Source organism: Halococcus agarilyticus (assembly GCF_000334895.1).
Classification (GTDB): domain Archaea; phylum Halobacteriota; class Halobacteria; order Halobacteriales; family Halococcaceae; genus Halococcus; species Halococcus agarilyticus.
In genome coordinates this window covers 108,291-125,673 of sequence record NZ_BAFM01000005.1, presented here as the reverse complement: position 1 = coordinate 125,673, position 17,383 = coordinate 108,291, and the positions used below count along the sequence as shown (strand labels likewise).

Genomic DNA, 17,383 nt, shown 5'->3' with positions numbered 1-17,383 from the left:
TGGTGTGTACGCACTCACCAATGCGACCGTCCACACCGCGACCGATCGCGGGACGGTCGAGGGCGGCGTGCTCGTCGAGGGCAGCGAGATCCGCGCGGCGGGCGACATCGACGTTCCCGACGGGGCCGATGTGCTCGATTGCGACGGCGGGCACGTCACGCCAGGCCTCGTCGACGCCCACAGCCACGCCGGGATGGCCGAGTGGGGCGAACCCGAGGACGGCGACATCAACGAGCTGACGGACCCGGTGACGCCGCACGTCTCGGCGCTCGACGGGTTCCATCCACACGACGAGGAGCTCGATCGCGCCGTTCGCAACGGCGTGACGACCGTGAGCGCCCGGATGGGGAGTGCGAACGTGATCGGCGGCGTGATCTGCTCGATGAAGACCCACGGGAACCTCGCCGACGAGATGTTCCTCCGGGAGGACGGGATGAAGGCCGCGATGGGCGAGAACCCCAAGCGCGTCCACGGCGAGCAACACGACCGCGAGCCCGCGACCCGCTCGGGCGTCGCGGCCACGCTCCGAGAGGCCTTCATGAGCGCCGAGGACTACAAAGACCGGCGTGACCACGCCGCCGAGGAGGGCGATCCGTTCGAGCGCGATCTCGGGATGGAGCACCTCGTGCAAGTTCTCGACGGCGATCTCCCCCTCCGGGTCCACGCCCACCGCGCCGACGACATCATGACCGTGTTCCGAATAACCCACGAATTCGGGATCGAGGAGTTCTCGATCGAGCACGCCACCGAGGGTCACCTGATCGCCGAGGAGTTCGCCGAGCGCGACGTTCCTGCCGTCGTCGGCCCGAGCGCGACGAGCGCGATCAAGTACGAGCTCTCGAACATCAGCTTCGAAACACCCGGATTGCTCCACGAGGCGGGCGTGACCGTCGCGATCCAGACCGACGCGCCCGTCCTGCCCCAGCAACACCTCGACGTCTGCGTCGGCCTCGCGGTTCGGGAGGGCCTCCCCGCCGAGGCCGCGCTCGACACCGTGACCAAGAATCCGGCCGAGATCCTCGGAATCGCCGATCGGGTCGGCACGCTCGAAGAGGGCACCGACGCCGATCTCGCGGTGTGGGACGACCAGTTCTATACGTTCGACTCGACCGCCCAGCACGTCTTCGTCGACGGCGAGCACGTCTTCGATCACGAGCGCGACGCCACCGATCTCCGCGAGGAGTGGGAGCGGTGACTGTGACGGACGCGACGCCAGCGGGGCGCGTGACGCTGCCCGAAGGCGAGTTCGAGCGTCGGGTCGAGCGGGTTCGCGAGGAACTGGCGGCGACCGATCGCGATGCGCTGTGTCTGTTCTCGGCGACCGCCATCGAGTGGGTCAGCGGCTTCCATCACCTCCAGACCGAGCGTCCAGTGTGTCTCGCGGTCACCGACGAGACAGTCGCAATCACCGTCCCGCGGCTCGAACACGACCGCGCCGAGAGCGCCGCCTTCCCTCTGATCGAGCGCGTTTACGGGTACTACGACTATCCTGGCGTCGGCGACGGGCTGGACGATGCCGAAAGCGCCGCTCCCCGCGAGACGTACCACGAACACCGATCCCGAACCCCCGAGGCGACGATCCGGGCGATGCTCGACGATCTCGGTGTGGAGCGCGTCGCGGCCGATGCTGACGGCGCGCCGGGCCACTGGGGATACAGCGGGCCGTCGCTCACCGAACTCGCCGGCGTCGACGTCGAGACCGCCGAGTGGATCACCGACTGGCGGAAGACGAAGTCGGATGGGGAGATCGACCTCCTTCGGCGCTCCGCCGAGTGGGGGAATCTTGCGCACCGGGAACTCGCCGAATACGCCGAGCCCGGCAGACACGAGCTCTGGGTCGCCAAACGCGCCAGCCTCGACGCCTCGATGGCGATGCTCGACACGCTCGGCGAACGCTACGACTCGCGGCTCCGCGGTGGCTTCCCGGCCTCGTGTGGCTTCCTCTCGGGCCCGAACACCGCGCTCCCGCACGGCCTGACCGCAAACCGCCGACTGCGCGAGGGCGACGTCCTCGTCACGGGCGCGACAGCGAACGTCGGCGGGTACGTGAGCGAGCTCGAACGAACGATGTTCCTCGGCGAACCCAGTTCCGAAGACCGGGAGCGGTTCGCGGCGATGCTCGCCGCCCAGACGGCCGCCATCGAGGAGTCGGGGCCAGGTGTCGCCTGCGCACACGTCGACGGCGCGGTCCACGACGTGCTCGCCGATCGTGGGTTCGCGGAGCACGCCCAGCACCACACCGGCCACAACATCGGGCTGGAGGGCCACGAGCGCGGCTTCATCGATCGCGGCAGCGAGGAGGTGATGGAACCCGGCCACGTCTACACCATCGAACCCGGTATTTACGTTCCGGACGAAGCGGGCTATCGCCACTCCGATACGATCCTCGTCACCGAGGCGGGCACCGAGCGGCTGACCTACTTCCCGCGCTCGCTCGACGAGAACGTGATCCCCGTTCGGTGAGCGAGCTTCCGCCTCCCGGCGTTCGCTGGACCGACGGCGACGCGCCGGCTTCGAAGCGGGTAAACCCCCGCCATCGTTACCGGCATCCATGTGGCCGTGGGGACATCTCGCCGTCGGCTATCTGTTGTACTCCGGGTTGAGCCGGTGGCGGTTCGACCGGGTGCCCGGGAGCGTGGCGACCCTCGCCGTCGCGTTCGGGACGCAGTTCCCCGACCTCGTGGACAAGCCCCTGGCGTGGACGGTCGGCGTGCTGGCGAGCGGCCGGTCGCTCGCGCATTCGCTGCTCACCGCTTGCGTGATCTGTGCGCTCGTCGTGTGGTATGCCAGACGGCGCGGTCGCCCCACGATCGGCGTCGCGTTCGCGGTGGGCTACCTCTCGCACCCGTTCGCCGACGGGGTGCTCTCGTTCGTGTCGGGCGAGTTCCGCTACCTCACGTACCTCGTGTGGCCGGTGTTCGACCTCCCGCCCTCCGAGACCGACCAGAGCTTCCTCGCACACTTCCTCGGCATCGAGGTCACGCCGTTCTTCCTCCTCCAGATCGTGCTCGTCGGGCTCGCGCTCGTGGTCTGGAACCGGGACGGCCGGCCCGGTCTCGCGGCGCTGCGCGGGTGGCTCCTCACGTGGCGCGAGCGCGCCGTCGAGCAGTAGCTTCTCACTCGGGTCTCCCATCTCGTCGTCGGTACACCACGACGGCCCCACCGACGAATCGTTGGACAGCGAGGGACGGGGTCTATCGGCCGTTGCCCCTCCCTCCCTTTTTGTTCGCGTTACCGTTTCCGTTTGACTTGCCGTCGCTCCCTCCCACGGCCGCAGCGGTGTCGAGATGGCCCTCGCCGCGGAACTCCGATTCGCCGATGTCGGCGGCGGTCGATTCGATGCGGTCTCTGACCTCGCCGGGACTGGCGTCGGGGTCGAGGCTCGCGATGAGCGCGGCCACGCCCGCGACCTGCGGCGAGGCCATGCTCGTGCCGGCTTTCCAGCCGTAACCAGGATCCTGCACCCCACCTTCGACGGTGAACGTCGTGCTCACCACGAGGTCGTAGAGCCAGTTCTCGGGCCGATCCGCCGGTGGTGTGGCGAGCACGTCGGAGCCGACGTTGCCGCCGGGCGCGCTCACGTCCACTGCCTCGGAGCCGTAGTTGGTGTAAAAGGCCGGGTCGGTCGTCGGCTCTTCGAGGTGGTTGAGCGCGGCGCGGTGGTTCCTGCGGTACTTGCCGTTGCCCTTGTCGTCCCAGCGGTAACCGACCGGCCCGGTCGCGCTGATCGACATGGTGTTGTCGGCCTCGTTCGGCAGGCTGATGAACGGTCGCTCCGGGATCTCGTCCGGGTCGTCAGGCAGCTGCTCCGGCGGAAGGATCTCTTCGGCCGGTGGGTCGTCGTTGAGGTTCGCACCATCGTTGCCGGCGGAGGCGACGATCAACGTCCCCTGCTCGTTCGCGTAGGCTGTCGCGCGCTCGATCGAGTCGACGAGTACCTGAACCCCCTCTCCGTCGAGCGGGATCGGGTAAGCACCGAGGCTCAGGTTCGCGGCGTCACAGCCGATGTCGCCGCTGTAGACCATCGCCGCGATGATGTCGCCGAACGCTGCGCCGCCTTCCGCCGAGAACACGCGGATGGCGACGAGGTCGGTGTCCGGCGCGGTTCCGATGACGCCCTCGCCGCTCGCGTTGGTCGCGGCGACGGTGCCGGCGACGTGCGTGCCGTGATCGTCGCCCCCGACCGGCGTGAAGTCGCCGCCGTCGTCGGTGAGGTTGGCCGACAGCTCGGTGTTCACGTCGAGATCGGGGTGATCCGCGAGAACGCCCGAGTCGATGACCGAAACGCGACTCCCCGCGCCCGATGTCGTCGAGTGAACGTCCGGAACGTCCTGTGCCTGCTTGTCCCACTGGATGTCGTACAGCGATGGGGTGTTCGACGGTTTCGCCTCGCCGGCGTCGACCGCCGGTCCCTCGAACTCGAAGGTCACGTCGGGTGACGACCGCGTTCCAGCGACATCGGACTCGCTGCCCCTGACGATCGCAATGTCGATCTGTTCGAGCCGGTGGATCACGTCGACATCAGCGAGGTCGCGTTCCGTGGCGCTACGCAAGTCGACGATGAATCGATCGCGCGATTCAGCCGCCGTGACGGTCGTTCCGGCCGCGATTCCACCGAGAACGCCACCGCTCACTTTCAGGAACTGCCGTCGCGTATGGTGTGACATACCATCCTTTGTTTCCGACCAAGAGTTATGAACGTTAGGCAAGCAGTAGAATCGTGGGGTTGTGAACCGACGACCCTCAGCGCGGAGCAACCCGGGACAGAGGGAGGCGAGAGGTGGCTCTCGTGGCACCATCCGGGTACGAACATCCTGTTGTGTCATCCATCAGGGACCGACATCGCCGCGTTTACCATCAACGACCGAAAACCATCGGCAGATGGTAGAACTCGCCACGGTGCTCCGGCTGTTCGGCGGCGTCGTCCTCCTGCTCTCGAACGGCTACTTCGTCACGACCGAGTTCGCCATGACGAGGGTCCGGCAGTTCGACGAGGCGGAGTTTCAGGACCACCGTGGCCTGCGGCGTGCGTGGGAGATGACCGAACAGCTCGAGATCTACCTCTCGGGCTGTCAGTTAGGAATCACGATCTCCAGCGTCGGGCTCGGCGTCGTGGCCGAGCCCGCGTTGGCGGCGGCGCTCGATCCCCTGGTGCGTGCGACGGGTCTCGGGGGCCTCCTCGGCGGCGGCGGGGCCGGCCACACCGGGCTCTCGGTGGTGCTCGCGCTCGCGATCATCAACCTGCTCCACCTCACGGTGGCCGAGCAGGCCCCCACCTACCTCGGGATCGAGCGCACGAAGTTCGTGGCGAAGTACGGCGCACCGGTCCTCTACGCGTGGACGAAGGTCCTCGGGCCGATCATCCGACTGGGCGACTGGCTCGCGAAGGCCATCCTTCGAGTGTTCGGCGTCGAGATCACGCGGTCGTGGGCCGAGGAGGAGATGGAGGAGGGCGAGGAGCGTCCCGCCTCGCGGGGCGAACTCCGGAGCCAGATGGGAACGCTGCTGAGCCGCGGCGAACTCTCCGACGAGCGCGAGCAGGAGGTGATCAATGCGCTCGAGATCGGCGACGTCTCGGTCGCGGAGGTGATGGTCGAGCGCGAGGGGATCGTCGCGCTCTCGACCGAGGAGTCGATCGAGGACAACCTCGAACTGATGACCAAGCGCCAGCACACCAGGTTCCCGTTGGTCGGCGAGTCCGTAGAGGAGTTCGTGGGTGTCGTCTACACGCCGGAGGTGCTCTCGAACGTCGACGCCCTTCGGGAAGGCGAACTCGACATCGAGTCCGTCGCCACCCCGCCGGTGACCGTCACGGCCGATCTCCCCGTGAGCGCCCTCATCGACCGCTTCCAGGCCGAGAACCAGGAGGTCGCGATGGTGCTCGATCCCGACGACGAGTCCGTGATCGGGCTCGTGACCGCGACCGACGCGTTCGAGGCGATCACCGGCGACCTCGAGGACCCGCTCGACTGACGCCGGCGCGAGCGACGGAGCACGTTCGCCGCACAACCATAGATCATTTGACCAATGTCTGACAAAGAATTATGTCGGACGGCTTCACAGGAGGAGAGCATGTCGCGTCGCCGCCGTCGACTGCAGTCCTCACGGCCGTCGCTGGTGGACTGGCTCACTCCCGACAGGACCCGAAACGACGTCAACCGCGCCAGCGTGGTCGGCAGCGCGCCGATCATCACCGGGGCCGGATTCGTTCTCAGCCGCACCGTCGCCATCGCCATCGCCGACGCGTCCGCCCTCACCTTTCTCTGGGGGCTCGTCATCGGCCTCGCGTTCGCCGTCGCCGGCGTCGTCTTCCTCGTCTCGACCGAGAGCGACACCCGTCGTCGGGCCGGTGCTCGCGCCAGCCAGGTGCCGATCGCGACCGCCGGCGGCGTCCTCGGGCTCTCGTTGCTCACCGGTGCCGTGCTCGGTGCGTTGCTGTAGGTCGTGTCGTCTCGGTCGTCTCGTCCGGGAATCCCCCGAGAACGGGACCGGGCGCGACGGACGTCAGGGGGTCTGACTGTCGCTCGAAGCGAACGATTTTCGGTGTTTTGGGTTATTGAGCCAGTCGAATTAAATAGCACGAGTCTCTTGGTTCACGTACAATGAGTTCGTTGAAGACTGTCGAGTCGGACGTCGTGGCAATCCACCGAACCGTCCTCGGCGACACGACCGGTGAGGCGTTCGTGGCCTTTCCGTCGGCGGCAGCCGTCGAGAAACTCGTCGAGGTGTTGGACGAGCTCGACGAGCCGCCGACAGTCCGGCTGCTCGCACGCGAGGGCACGCTCAAGAGCGTGATGGACGACTTCATCGTCGCCAGCACGACCGCGGACCTCGTCGCGAGCGAGACGCTCTCGCTGCGGACGACCGAGGGCACCGGCATGAGTTCGCTGCTCGTCACCGACGAGACGGTCGTCACGGTCGTGTCTGCCGGCGAGTTCGTCGCGGGGCTCGGCACCGACGACGACGAGTTCGTCGCGAGCACGCGCGAGAAACACGAGGCGGCGTGGGAGGAGGCCGAGCCGTTCTCGCTCCGGACGCCGCCGATCTCGCGGGTCCACGAGACGCTCGCCGAGACGTTCGGCGACGAGGTCGACGCGGACTTCGCGCGCGTACTCGACTCGCTCGAAACGGCGCGCGGCGACGGCGAAGGGCTCGACGAGGTGACGATCAGCCTCTTGGTCGCGGCGAAACACGAGCTCCAGCTCTACGACATCAGCCGGTGGGGCGAGGACACCGGCGTCGCCAGCAAGGCGACCTTCTCCCGGACGAAGACCAGGCTCGAGGATCGGGGACTGATCGACACCACCAAGGTGCCGATCGACGTGGGCCGGCCCCGCCTGCGCCTGCTACTCGGCGACGAACGCCTCCAGGAAGCCGACATCGACGAGCTCGCAGCGGTCGCCCAGGAGATGCTCGCGGCCAACGCCGCCTGAGACGTCGGTCGATCGGGGTGCATCGCCGCCGAAAGAGATCCGTTCGTGCGGTCGGTGCTCCGGTCGCGGGCTCTTTGCTTCTCGACTCAGGCCAGGAGGAACGGGATCGCGAACACGACGACCAACCCGACGACGAGTACGACGGCCCCGATCCCGGCCTGGCGCGCGCCGAACGCGCTCATCGGCGCGGTCTCGCGCGTCGCGACCGGTTCGACCCCGCCGTGAGTGCCCTCGCCCGCTGCGTCGGGATGGGAGTCGCGCTCCTCGCGCTCGCCCTCCGCCATCGTCTCCTCGGCGGTGTCGGTCGCCTGCTCTTGGCCTGGTTCGGACTCGCGGGGCTCGGTCGGTGCGTCGTCGCTCATACCGGCCGGAGGGCGTCGTGCCACTAAAAACACACCGATGATCGCCCCGCCGACGCGCCGGGCGGCCCAGTCGAAACCGTCAACACTGCGCCCGTTCGAGACCACCCATCGAATGCTGACGAAGCGCATCATTCCCTGCATCGACGTCGATCTCGACGAGGACGGCGAGCCGGCGGTCTACACCGGCGTGAACTTCGAGGACCTCGAACACACCGGCGATCCGGTGGAGATGGCGCGGCGGTACAACGAGGCCGGCGCGGACGAGTTCGTGTTTCTCGACATCACCGCCTCCGCCGACGGCCGCGAGACGATGCTCGACGTCGTTTCTCAGGTTGCGGACGAGGTGTTCATCCCCCTGACCGTGGGCGGCGGGATCCGCACCCGCGAGGACGTTCGGGAGACCCTCCGGGCGGGCGCGGACAAGGTCTCGATCAACACCGCTGCACTCGAAAATCCAGCACTCATCACCGAGGGTGCGGCGGCCTTCGGCAGCCAGTGTATCGTGATCTCGGTCGACGCGCGTCGGCGGTACGACGAGGCAGGCGAACACTACGAACGCGTCGACGGCGAGTCGTGCTGGTTCGAGTGTACGGTGAAGGGCGGGCGCGAGGGCACCGGACGGGACGTCGTCGAGTGGGTGCGCGAGGCCGAGTCGAGGGGTGCGGGCGAGCTGTTCGTCAACTCGATCGACGCCGACGGGACGAAGAACGGCTACGACGTCCCGCTCACGAGGGCGGTCTGCGAGGCGGTCTCGACGCCGGTCATCGCCTCGTCGGGCTGTGGCGGCCCCGAGGACGCCCACGAGGTGTTCACCGAAGCGAACGCGGACGCGGCGCTCGCCGCATCGATCTTCCACTTCGACGAGTATTCGATCCGCGACGTCAAGGAGTACCTCGCCGACCGCGGGGTTCCGGTGCGGCTGTGAGCACCGCCGTCCGTCGAGCATCAGGCATCGGCCCCCATCGAGCGTCACGTAACGTCACGACCGGCAGGACGACGATCCCATCGTCGGATGGCTGAGCAGAGCGACGGCGACGACGCCGACGGAGCGGCGTCGCGCGCGGACGCCGTCGACCGGCTCGAACGGGTGATCGACACCCAGATCGACGCCGTCGACGACTTCGACCAGAAGGCCGCGTACGTCACGCGGTTCGTCGGCGTGGTGCTCGGCCTGGTGCTCACGGCGGTCTCGCTCGTCTCCCGGTTCGGCGGGGGCGATCCCGCCACGCGCCTGCCGGCGGTCGTCGCCGTCGCTGGGGGCGTCGTCGGGCTCGTGGCCGCCGTCGCGGGCGCGATCGTGACGTACCTCAGTAGTACGGTCGTCGTCGGGCTGCATCCCCACGCCGCGCGGACGATCGCCGACGGGGAGTACGGCGACGACGAGTACAACACACTACTGCTCCGGGCGTACGCCGACGCCGTCGAGCGAAATCGCGAGGTACTGCGGGCGAACGCGCGCCGCTTCCGTCAGACCCTCGTCGCCCTTCTCGCCGGGATCACGTACCTCGCGATGGCCGCCTTCCTGTTCGCGCTCGCGCCGAGCGGGGTGTGGGGGTGGGTCGTCCTGACTGTCGGCACCGTCGCGATCGGCGTCGTCGCGTGGTATCTCCTCACGGGAAGGTACTTGCGGCTGGAACCCGGCGATTCCGGCAATGAGCGATAGCAGCGACGGACCGGATGACGAAGGAATCGTTCGAGACGACGACGGGAACCCCCGATTCCGTACTGTCGCGGTCGAGAAAAGCGACCGATCGGGCGAGGAGTAGTCCCCTCTGTTCCCACCGAGGAGACGTTCGCCAGCCGCGGTGTGGCGGCTAGACCGAACGCAGCGGAGCACGGACGATCATGGGGATGAGCAATCGAACCCATCCGTTGTTTTGTATGCTCTCCGACGGCTGTCAGAGATGCCATGAGAGATACAGAGGGTGTATTCAGTAAGCCGTCGCCTTTTGTTTCATACTGAATGAGTCGAACAGACCGATAGGATGAGCGTGCGAATCGATCGGTCCATTTCCCTTTGAGCGGATGACATTGGGATAGTATTTTCCCGCTCTGAATGTTAGGTGGTGTAGAGAGAAATGAGCCAAGTCACGAAGCTCAACTACTGGTTTCCGGTGGGTTTGGGCATTTTCTGTCTCCTCCTTGGCCTGTCTTCCTTTGCGTGGGGTTTGACCGTTCAATCGGACTCACGCCTGTTTCGCGGCGTATTCTGGATACTCTTTAGCATCCTCTGGGTATTGTACGTAACTCCAAGATGGAGGGAGAAATACGCCGATAGGTAGTTCACATGTATCTATCACGCCGTTCTCGCTCCAGATGACGACTGACCAGTGACCGATTCGCGCCCTGTATCTCGCGCGCCGACTCCAACAGGTCGACAACCTGTGATGTGAGAATCCGGCTCTCAGTGCTACTTCCTTATCTGGTGGTCCGTCCAGCGGACGGTCACTCGGTCAGTGGGAGCACGATCCCGAAGCCGAACACCGAGACGAAGGCGACGAGGATGCCGGCCACTTCGCCCTCGACGAGCAGGGTTCGCTCCCAGCCAGGCAGCGGCCCGGCTATTGCAGGACCGATCGCGGAACCGGCGACCCCGAGCGCGAACAGACCGACACCCAGGGCGAAGCCGGTTTTCGTCAGTCGTGCGTAGTTCAGATCGCCGTATCGTCCCATATCGACGTTCGGGCCGGTGACGAGCAAACCGGTTTCGGTTCGGCCGCCCGAAACGCAACCGCTTTCGGGCCACGTCGAGTGAGGGTGGATAATGCAGGAGACGCTGTTGGAACTCGGAACGGAGTTCGGTGCGGCCGCCGTCCGTGCGATCGGGGCGCTGTGTGCGGCGGCGATCGGGGTCGTGGTCGAGCTGAACGGGCTGCAGGCGCTCGGCACGAGCGGCGATATCGTCGGGGTCTGGATGACGGCGCTCGGCAGTCTGTTGCTGATCGTCGGCTACGTGCTCGCCAGCGACGCGATCGGCCTGGTTCGGTCGACACGCCGGTCGGCGAGCTAAATCGTCCTTCGAAGCGCGCTCTCAGGCCGCCTGAAACGCGTCGCGGAACGTCGTCGTCATCTCGCTCACGCGGTCGGCCCCGGCTTCGATCGCGTCGAGCGGCTCGGTGCCGGCCTCGGTTCGGACAGTGAGAATGGGGTCGGTCTGGCCGCCCGACTGTTCGGGGTTCACGTCGTACGTCGCGGCGATCACCCCCGAGGTTTCGAGCAGTGCGCCCTTGAGCACGTTCATGAACGTGTGGTCCTCGCCCTCGATCTCGATCGACAGCTCGTCGTCCTCGCTCTCGATGACCCGCAGATCCATACTCCTCCTTCGGCGTCGTGCGCTTCAACCTGACGACTGACGACCGGTGGGGCGTGATCGAGCCGTGCGTTCGACATATGCACGCGACAGAGTGAAACCGTCGCAGTCCTTCGATCGACCATGGCCCCATGGCAGACGCTCGCACGGATCGCGGTGCCCCTCGCGGCCGCGATCTCGCTGGTGGCCATCTACCGCCTCGATGGCGGTGAGTGGGGCGAACGGCTCCGTGCGCGCTTTCTCGCCGGCATCCCGTGGGGAACGCTGCTCACGGCCGGGGGACTGTTGGGGGTCTACCTGTTCGTCCAGAACGGACTCGGGAGCTGGTACTGGCCGGTCGTGCTCCCGTTTCGGGCGTGGTCGTATCTCTACCCGCTCGGAATGGGCGTCGCGTCGTTCGCCCACGTCGGGCCAGGCCATCTCATCGGCAACCTCGTCGGCGTCTGCACGTTCGGCGTCGTCGCCGAGTACGCGTGGGGCCACTACCCGGCCGAGCGCGGCGCGTCGACGTTCTCCTCGCTCCGGACCAACCCCTTCGCCCGCGTGCTCGCCGTCCCCGCCGCGGCGGTCGCCGTCGGCCTGGTCGTGGCGGTGTTCTCGATCGGGCCGGTGATCGGCTTTTCTGGCGTGGTGTTCGCGTTCGCCGGGGTCGCGCTGGTGCGCTACCCGGTGACGACGGTGCTCGCGCTCTCGGCCGGGGGCGTCGTCCGCCTCGTGTACCGCGCGCTCCGGAACCCGGTGGTCGAGGCGAGCGCCGAACCCTCGTTCGGGACGCCGTGGTGGGCCGGGATCGCGATCCAGGCCCACGCCATCGGCCTCCTCATCGGGATCCTGATCGGCGTCGCGCTCTGTCGCCGGCGATCGGTTCGACCGCCGCCCGGCCGACTCTGGCTCGGCACCCTCCTGTTCGCCGTCGGCCAGTCGCTCTGGGCGGTCTACTGGTTCCGCGGCAACGGCGAGTACGTGCTCTTCCGGGCGGTCGGCGCGGTGCTCGTCTTCGGCCTCGCGCTCGTGGTCGCGGCGAGCGTCGCCGCGCCCGACCGCCTCACGCTCCCGCGGCCGGACGTTCCGCGCCTCGGGCGCATCGAGCGCCTCGGCGAACTCGGACGCGGCGGGACCATCAGACGCCGTGCAGCCTCGGCGGGCGTCATCGCCCTCGCGCTCGCGGTGCTCGCCGCGCCCGCCGTGCCGGTGAACCTCACGACCGTCGACGCACCGACCGAGGAGGTGTTCGCCTCCGGGGCCGGCACCGGTCCCCAGCCCGGGATCGACGCCGACGTCGCCGTCCGCGACTACACGGTGACGTACACCGAGAACATCACGAACCGGAAGGTGTCGGTGTTCGACGTCTCGGCGTTCGGGGAGACGACCCAGGTGCGAGCGAGCGGCGTGATCGTCGAGAGCGACGAGCGTCACGTCTGGACCACCGCAATCCAGGCGAGCGAGCTGGCGTTCGACGGGTGGTCCGTGGTCAAGCTCGGCGGGCTCGGCTGGAGCGAGACGGTAGCGGCCAAGCGCAACGGCTGGCAGGTCGTCGGCGGCGGCAACGCCTACAAGGTGTATCTCAACGGACCGGGCGAGGGTCGACAGCTCGCCTACCGCTCGGCCCCCGCGACCGCGGGCCCGGTCATCGCGGGCAAGAACGTCTCGCTCGCGCCCCGACAGAAGGGGTTCGACCTCGTCGTCTCGCGGAACAACGAGACGCTCGGCAGCGTGGCGCTGCCAGATCGGGGGAACAGCACCCGGGCGGCGAACCTCACCTTCGACGGAAGGAAGCGGCTGTTCGTCGGTTCGGGGGGACGCGCGTCCGGATCGCGAGCCACGAGGACTACGAATAGTTCGTCCGGGGTTCGATTGACGCCGCTCGGACATCGGGGCGAACGCTTTTGCGCGACGCCACGCAGGCAGAACTCATGAAAATCGAACCGCTGCTCGACGAACTCCGAGTGCACGCGAGCAACGGGCTCGAATACGCCGACGACCCGTGGGAGGAGGAACGCTGGGAGCGCGTGCTCGCTCTCGTGAGCGAGTACACCGGCGAGGCCGTCGACCTCCCGCCGGCGGAAGTGCGCGAACGGTTCGCCGAAGAGGTCGGCCACGTCACGACGAAGGTCGGTGCGGAAGTAGCCGTGTTCGATGGCGACGAAGTACTCCTGCTCCGGCGCGCCGACGACGAGACGTGGGCACTGCCCGGCGGCTGGGTCGAGCCCGGTGAAGCGCCGCCGGCAGCGGCGATCCGGGAGACCAAGGAGGAAACCGGCCTCGACGTCGAACCGATCGAACTCGTCGACGTCTACAACCGGCGATCGGGCGAGTACGGGTTCCACGGTCAGGTCAATCTCCTCTATCGCTGTCGTGCCGTCGGTGGCGAGATCGATCCATCCCACGAGGCGCTCGCCGTCGAGTATCGGCGTCCCGCCGGGATCGAGACCTGGCACGCCGACCACGAATCGAGAGTCGCCGATGTGCTCGCCGCGCGCTAATCCCACGCGATCCGGAAGACCTCGGCGTCCACAGTGCGAGAATCGGCGTCGTGGAACTCGAACTGTCGGGGGAGATCGAGTTCCGCGCCGTAGGCGCGGGTCACCTTGCCCGCGTTGTCGTCGGCGAACGCCTCGACGAATCCTGAACTATTGGCGTTGTGAACCGAGTAGGAGACCGTGGCCACTCGCGCGGCCGTGGCGAGGAACGCCCGATCGGCGTGTTCGTTCGCGTTCTGCGCGCCGAACGGCGGGTTCATCACGACCGTCGTGGGCGTTTCGTCGTCCTGGGCGGAACCGTCGTCAGTCCCCGCACTCGATTCGGCCCGCGAGCGGAGCGGCGCGTCGGTGGCGTCGGCCCTGACCCACGAGACGTCGGCGGTGGTGCCGACCCGGCGTTCGTTTTCCCGTGCGGTCCGGAGCGGATCCGGGTCGATGTCGACTCCCACTACTGATTCCGGCCCGCGGAGCGCCGCGCCGAGCGCGAGCATCCCGGTGCCGGTGCCGAGATCGACCACACGCCGGCCCTCGACGTCGCCCTGCAGGTCCGCGACGTGGATCAAGTGGGCTGCGAGATCCGGCGGCGTGGGGTACTGTTCGAGACCGACTTGGGGGTCCTCGAACCCTGCAACCACCCCGAGTCGCTGGGCCAGCGCGCTCACGGAACTCATCGTCGGCGATTCCCAACGGACATAGGAAAAGGTTTGGTAATTCTCGACAGTAATTCGGATCGGGCCGAAGACTAAACCACGAGCCGTCATCGGTACGGACGACGATGGCGGAACTCGATCCCCAGGTGCGACAGGTGCTCGATCTGCTCGACCAGCAGCGCACGCCGCCGACCCACGGCCTGTCGGTCGGAACCGCGCGCGAACAGCACGACGAGCTGTTCTCGATGCTCGACCCCCAGTCCGTCGGCGACGTGCAGGACCTCACGATTCCGGGGCCAGAACGCCCGATCCCGGTCCGCGTCTACGCGCCCGATGACCGTTCGGACGACGCTCCAGGGGTGTTCGTCACGTTCCACGGCGGCGGGTGGGTGGTCGGCGATCTCGACACCCACGACCCGTTCTGTCGTGCGGTGACGAACGCGGCGAGCTGTCTCGTGCTCTCGGTCGACTACCGCCGTGCGCCCGAGCACCCGTTCCCGGCGGCGGTCGAGGACTGCTACGCGGCCGTCGAGTGGGCCGCCGACTACGCACCGGATCTCGGCGGCGACCCCGAGAGGCTGGCGGTCGGCGGCGACAGCGCGGGCGGGAACCTCGCGGCCGCGGTCACGCTGCTCGCGCGCGACCGCGGCGGTCCCGACCTGTGTCACCAGTCGCTGATCTATCCGGCGGTGAACTCCGTCGTGGGTGAGGAGTTCGACTCCTACGAGGAGAACGGCGAGGGGTATCTCCTCGAACGCGAGAGCATGAAGTGGTACGACGAACGCTACATCCAGGACGACCTCGACGCACGCAACGAGTACGCCGCGCCGCTGTTGGCGCGCGATCTCTCCGGGCTGCCGCCCGCGACCGTGATCACCGCGGGGTTCGATCCGCTCCGCGACGAGGGGATCGCCTACGCCGAGCGGCTCGAAGGAGCGGGCGTCGCGGTCGACCACGAGCACTTCCCGGGGATGATCCACGCGTTCGTGAGCATGCTCGACGTCGTCGATCGGGCACAGGACGGGATCGAGACGGTCGCCGACGGTCTCCGGGCTGCGTTCGACGCGTAGCTCGGCGGTCGGGCGAGCGCCGACCGCCGAGACCCGGATTGCCGGTACTCCGGGGCGGCCCGGTTTTTGCCCGCTTTCGCCACCGACTTCCCCGACGGACGGCTACTCCTGCCGATGTCGGAGGATCTGTTTGCGCCGCTCGAACTGCGCGAGACCAGCGTCCCGAACCGGGTGATGGTCTCGCCGATGTGTCAGTATTCGTGTGAGGATCGCGACGGTCTCGCGACCGACTGGCATCTCGTCCATCTCGGCAGCCGTGCGGTCGGCGGGGCCGGGATCGTGATGACCGAGGCGACCGCGGTCGAGGCGCGTGGCCGAATCTCGCCCGAGGACCTCGGGATCTGGAGCGACGAACACGGAGCGGCGCTCGCGCCGGTGGCATCGTTCATCGAGGAGCAGGGATCGGTGCCCGCGATCCAGCTCGCCCACGCCGGCCGGAAGGCCTCGAAGAGTAGGCCGTGGGACGGCAGCGAACCGCTCCAGCCCGACGACGGCGGCTGGGAGACGGTCGCGCCGAGCGCCGCACCGTGGCCCTACGACGACGGTGCGACGGCGACGGCCGAGATGAGCCAGGCGGACATCGAGGACGTGATCGATTCCTTCGGGGCAGCGGCCGAGCGCGCCCGCGACGCCGGGTTCGCGATCGCGGAGGTTCACGCCGCCCACGGCTACCTCCTCCACGAGTTCCTCTCGCCCGTCACCAACCACCGCGAGGACGACTACGGCGGATCGTTCGAGGACCGGACACGCATCGTTCGGGAGGCGACCGCCGCCGTCCGGGAGGTCTGGCCCGACGAAAAGCCAGTTTTCGTCCGGTTCTCGGCGACCGACTGGCTGCCCGACCGGGAGTCGTGGACGGTCGAACAGTCAGTACAACTCGCCGACGATCTCGCGAACCTGGGCGTGGACCTGATCGACGTGAGTGCGGGCGGGCTCCACCCCGACCAGGAGCTCCCGGCGACCGGACCGGGGTATCAGGTGCCGTACGCCGAGCGGATCCGCGAGGAGAGCGAGTCGGGGGTCGCGGTCGGGGCGGTCGGGGGGATCGAGAGTCCAGAGCAGGCCGACGCGATCGTGCGCAACGGACGGGCCGACCTCGCGATCCTCGCACGCGAACACCTCCACGATCCGTACTTCTCGCTCCACGCCGCGGAGACGCTCGATCGGCCCGAGGGAGCCGAGCCGCCGGTGCAGTACCGGCGCGGGTTCTGAACGGTTCCCGCGTCGAACCGCCACCCTGACAACCGCAGGAAACGAACGGAGATCACACTCGATGAACCGAACTGGATCGGACCGTTGTCGGCACGCGCTCCACCGAAACCCGTCGAAGTGATGCAGCGACGGGACTACCTTCGCGCGCTGAGCGCGGTGGCCGGCGTCGTCGGCATCGCCGGCTGTTCGTCGAACGCGTCGGAAGAACCAGCCACGGAAGCGACGGCCCGAGGGCCGGGAGGAAGCGCGACGAGCGAGTCACCGATCGAGCGCACCACGACGGAACCGATGTCCACGCGGACCACCGACGAACCGACGACCGGTCGGACGACCACCGCATCGACGACTCGACCGACGACCACGCAAACGGCGACACCAGTCCCGACGCCGGAGCCGCCCGCGAACAGGCTGTTGCTCGCGCCGGCGCTCGGCACGGGCTGGGGGTACGTCGACGGCTCCGCGCCGCGGGTGCGGACGAACGGCACGATAACGGCGCTCTATCGGGGCACACGGGAATACACGCGAACCCTCCGGACGCGGCTCTGGCGGTGCGAGGGCCGGACGCTCGACGCGCTCGGCGGGACGTGTTCGCTCGGCAACCTCCCCGAGCGGTATCGCACGCAGGAGGGCGTCGAGACGGCCAGCCCCGCGGTCGGCGAGACGGCGTTCGCGTGGTGGTCGTCGGACGACGCGAGAACCGATATCGAGGTGGTCGCGGTCGATCACGTGTTCCGGATGAGTTGTATGCCGCTCACGGAGCAGGCGGGCGGAAGTTCGACCAGTCTGCCGTCCCGCGATGTTCGGTTGACCGAACTCGTCGAGTTGGCACAACGGCAGGCGGAGAAACTCGCCACGTCCGGCTGACT

The 17,383-nt window shown here is 67.9% G+C and carries 19 protein-coding genes; 14 read left to right on the top strand and 5 right to left on the bottom strand.

Features of this window, described 5'->3' with window-relative positions; genetic code table 11:
- Positions 1-4: 4 nt before the first annotated feature.
- The 3 genes from TX76_RS05705 (at position 5) to TX76_RS05695 (ending at position 3,112) form a co-directional block, all read left to right on the top strand.
- Complete coding sequence (locus tag TX76_RS05705) at positions 5-1,195, top strand: amidohydrolase family protein (protein WP_049900158.1); 1,191 nt, start codon at positions 5-7, stop codon at positions 1,193-1,195.
- Entirely contained in the window at positions 1,192-2,463 is a 1,272-nt protein-coding gene (locus tag TX76_RS05700; protein ID WP_228842316.1) for a M24 family metallopeptidase, read from the top strand. The genes TX76_RS05705 and TX76_RS05700 overlap by 4 nt, the downstream gene beginning before the upstream one ends.
- 88 nt (positions 2,464-2,551) lie before the next feature.
- Positions 2,552-3,112, top strand: coding sequence for a metal-dependent hydrolase (locus TX76_RS05695; protein ID WP_049900156.1), 561 nt, complete (start codon positions 2,552-2,554; stop codon positions 3,110-3,112).
- A gap of 82 nt (positions 3,113-3,194) precedes the next feature.
- On the opposite strand, the gene TX76_RS05690 is transcribed toward TX76_RS05695, so the two are convergent.
- Positions 3,195-4,667 carry a S8 family peptidase gene (locus TX76_RS05690; protein WP_049900153.1) on the bottom strand — a complete coding sequence of 491 codons (1,473 nt, stop codon included), beginning with the start codon at positions 4,665-4,667 and terminating at the stop codon, positions 3,195-3,197.
- Between the two features lie 214 nt (positions 4,668-4,881).
- Here TX76_RS05690 and TX76_RS05685 point away from each other — a divergent pair, with 214 nt between their 5' ends.
- From TX76_RS05685 to tbsP, 3 genes are all read left to right on the top strand, one after another.
- Positions 4,882-5,973, top strand: coding sequence for a CNNM domain-containing protein (locus TX76_RS05685; RefSeq protein WP_049900150.1), 1,092 nt, complete (start codon positions 4,882-4,884; stop codon positions 5,971-5,973).
- Positions 5,974-6,072: 99 nt separating this feature from the next.
- On the top strand, positions 6,073-6,441 hold the full coding sequence (locus tag TX76_RS05680) for a hypothetical protein (RefSeq protein WP_049900148.1): 369 nt from the start codon (positions 6,073-6,075) through the stop codon (positions 6,439-6,441).
- Positions 6,442-6,602: 161 nt separating this feature from the next.
- Positions 6,603-7,433: a transcriptional regulator TbsP gene (gene tbsP, locus TX76_RS05675; protein WP_049900145.1), complete on the top strand. Its 831-nt coding sequence runs from the start codon at positions 6,603-6,605 to the stop codon at positions 7,431-7,433.
- A gap of 86 nt (positions 7,434-7,519) precedes the next feature.
- On the opposite strand, the gene TX76_RS05670 is transcribed toward tbsP, so the two are convergent.
- Positions 7,520-7,795 carry a DUF7550 family protein gene (locus TX76_RS05670; protein ID WP_049900143.1) on the bottom strand — a complete coding sequence of 92 codons (276 nt, stop codon included), beginning with the start codon at positions 7,793-7,795 and terminating at the stop codon, positions 7,520-7,522.
- Positions 7,796-7,907: 112 nt separating this feature from the next.
- Between TX76_RS05670 and hisF the strand changes: the two genes are divergently transcribed.
- Both hisF and TX76_RS05660 read left to right on the top strand, forming a co-directional pair.
- Positions 7,908-8,720 carry an imidazole glycerol phosphate synthase subunit HisF gene (gene hisF, locus TX76_RS05665; protein ID WP_049900140.1) on the top strand — a complete coding sequence of 271 codons (813 nt, stop codon included), beginning with the start codon at positions 7,908-7,910 and terminating at the stop codon, positions 8,718-8,720.
- 87 nt (positions 8,721-8,807) lie between these two features.
- Positions 8,808-9,458, top strand: a complete 651-nt coding sequence (locus TX76_RS05660; RefSeq protein ID WP_049900137.1) for a hypothetical protein — start codon at positions 8,808-8,810, stop codon at positions 9,456-9,458.
- 782 nt (positions 9,459-10,240) lie between these two features.
- Here TX76_RS05660 and TX76_RS05650 read toward each other — a convergent pair.
- Complete coding sequence (locus TX76_RS05650; RefSeq protein WP_049900334.1) at positions 10,241-10,468, bottom strand: DUF7860 family protein; 228 nt, start codon at positions 10,466-10,468, stop codon at positions 10,241-10,243.
- 91 nt (positions 10,469-10,559) lie between these two features.
- Here TX76_RS05650 and TX76_RS05645 point away from each other — a divergent pair, with 91 nt between their 5' ends.
- On the top strand, positions 10,560-10,805 hold the full coding sequence (locus TX76_RS05645) for a hypothetical protein (protein WP_049900131.1): 246 nt from the start codon (positions 10,560-10,562) through the stop codon (positions 10,803-10,805).
- A gap of 21 nt (positions 10,806-10,826) precedes the next feature.
- On the opposite strand, the gene TX76_RS05640 is transcribed toward TX76_RS05645, so the two are convergent.
- Positions 10,827-11,108, bottom strand: coding sequence for a DNA-directed RNA polymerase subunit L (locus TX76_RS05640; RefSeq protein WP_049900128.1), 282 nt, complete (start codon positions 11,106-11,108; stop codon positions 10,827-10,829).
- A gap of 120 nt (positions 11,109-11,228) precedes the next feature.
- Between TX76_RS05640 and TX76_RS05635 the strand changes: the two genes are divergently transcribed.
- Together TX76_RS05635 and TX76_RS05630 are read left to right on the top strand one after the other, a co-directional pair.
- Complete coding sequence (locus TX76_RS05635; RefSeq protein WP_228842315.1) at positions 11,229-13,022, top strand: rhomboid family intramembrane serine protease; 1,794 nt, start codon at positions 11,229-11,231, stop codon at positions 13,020-13,022.
- Entirely contained in the window at positions 13,019-13,588 is a 570-nt protein-coding gene (locus TX76_RS05630; RefSeq protein WP_049900126.1) for an NUDIX domain-containing protein, read from the top strand. Before TX76_RS05635 ends, TX76_RS05630 begins: the two co-directional genes overlap by 4 nt.
- On the opposite strand, the gene TX76_RS05625 is transcribed toward TX76_RS05630, so the two are convergent.
- Positions 13,585-14,256, bottom strand: coding sequence for an METTL5 family protein (locus TX76_RS05625; RefSeq protein ID WP_049900123.1), 672 nt, complete (start codon positions 14,254-14,256; stop codon positions 13,585-13,587). The genes TX76_RS05630 and TX76_RS05625 overlap by 4 nt on opposite strands.
- Positions 14,257-14,360: 104 nt before the next feature.
- Between TX76_RS05625 and TX76_RS05620 the strand changes: the two genes are divergently transcribed.
- From TX76_RS05620 to TX76_RS05610, 3 genes are all read left to right on the top strand, one after another.
- Positions 14,361-15,305 (top strand): alpha/beta hydrolase, encoded by a 945-nt coding sequence (locus tag TX76_RS05620; protein ID WP_049900120.1) that lies wholly within the window; start codon positions 14,361-14,363, stop codon positions 15,303-15,305.
- 114 nt (positions 15,306-15,419) lie between these two features.
- Complete coding sequence (locus tag TX76_RS05615; RefSeq protein WP_049900117.1) at positions 15,420-16,517, top strand: NADH:flavin oxidoreductase/NADH oxidase; 1,098 nt, start codon at positions 15,420-15,422, stop codon at positions 16,515-16,517.
- 120 nt (positions 16,518-16,637) lie between these two features.
- Positions 16,638-17,381: a hypothetical protein gene (locus tag TX76_RS05610; protein WP_049900115.1), complete on the top strand. Its 744-nt coding sequence runs from the start codon at positions 16,638-16,640 to the stop codon at positions 17,379-17,381.
- The last annotated feature ends 2 nt before the right edge of the window (positions 17,382-17,383 follow it).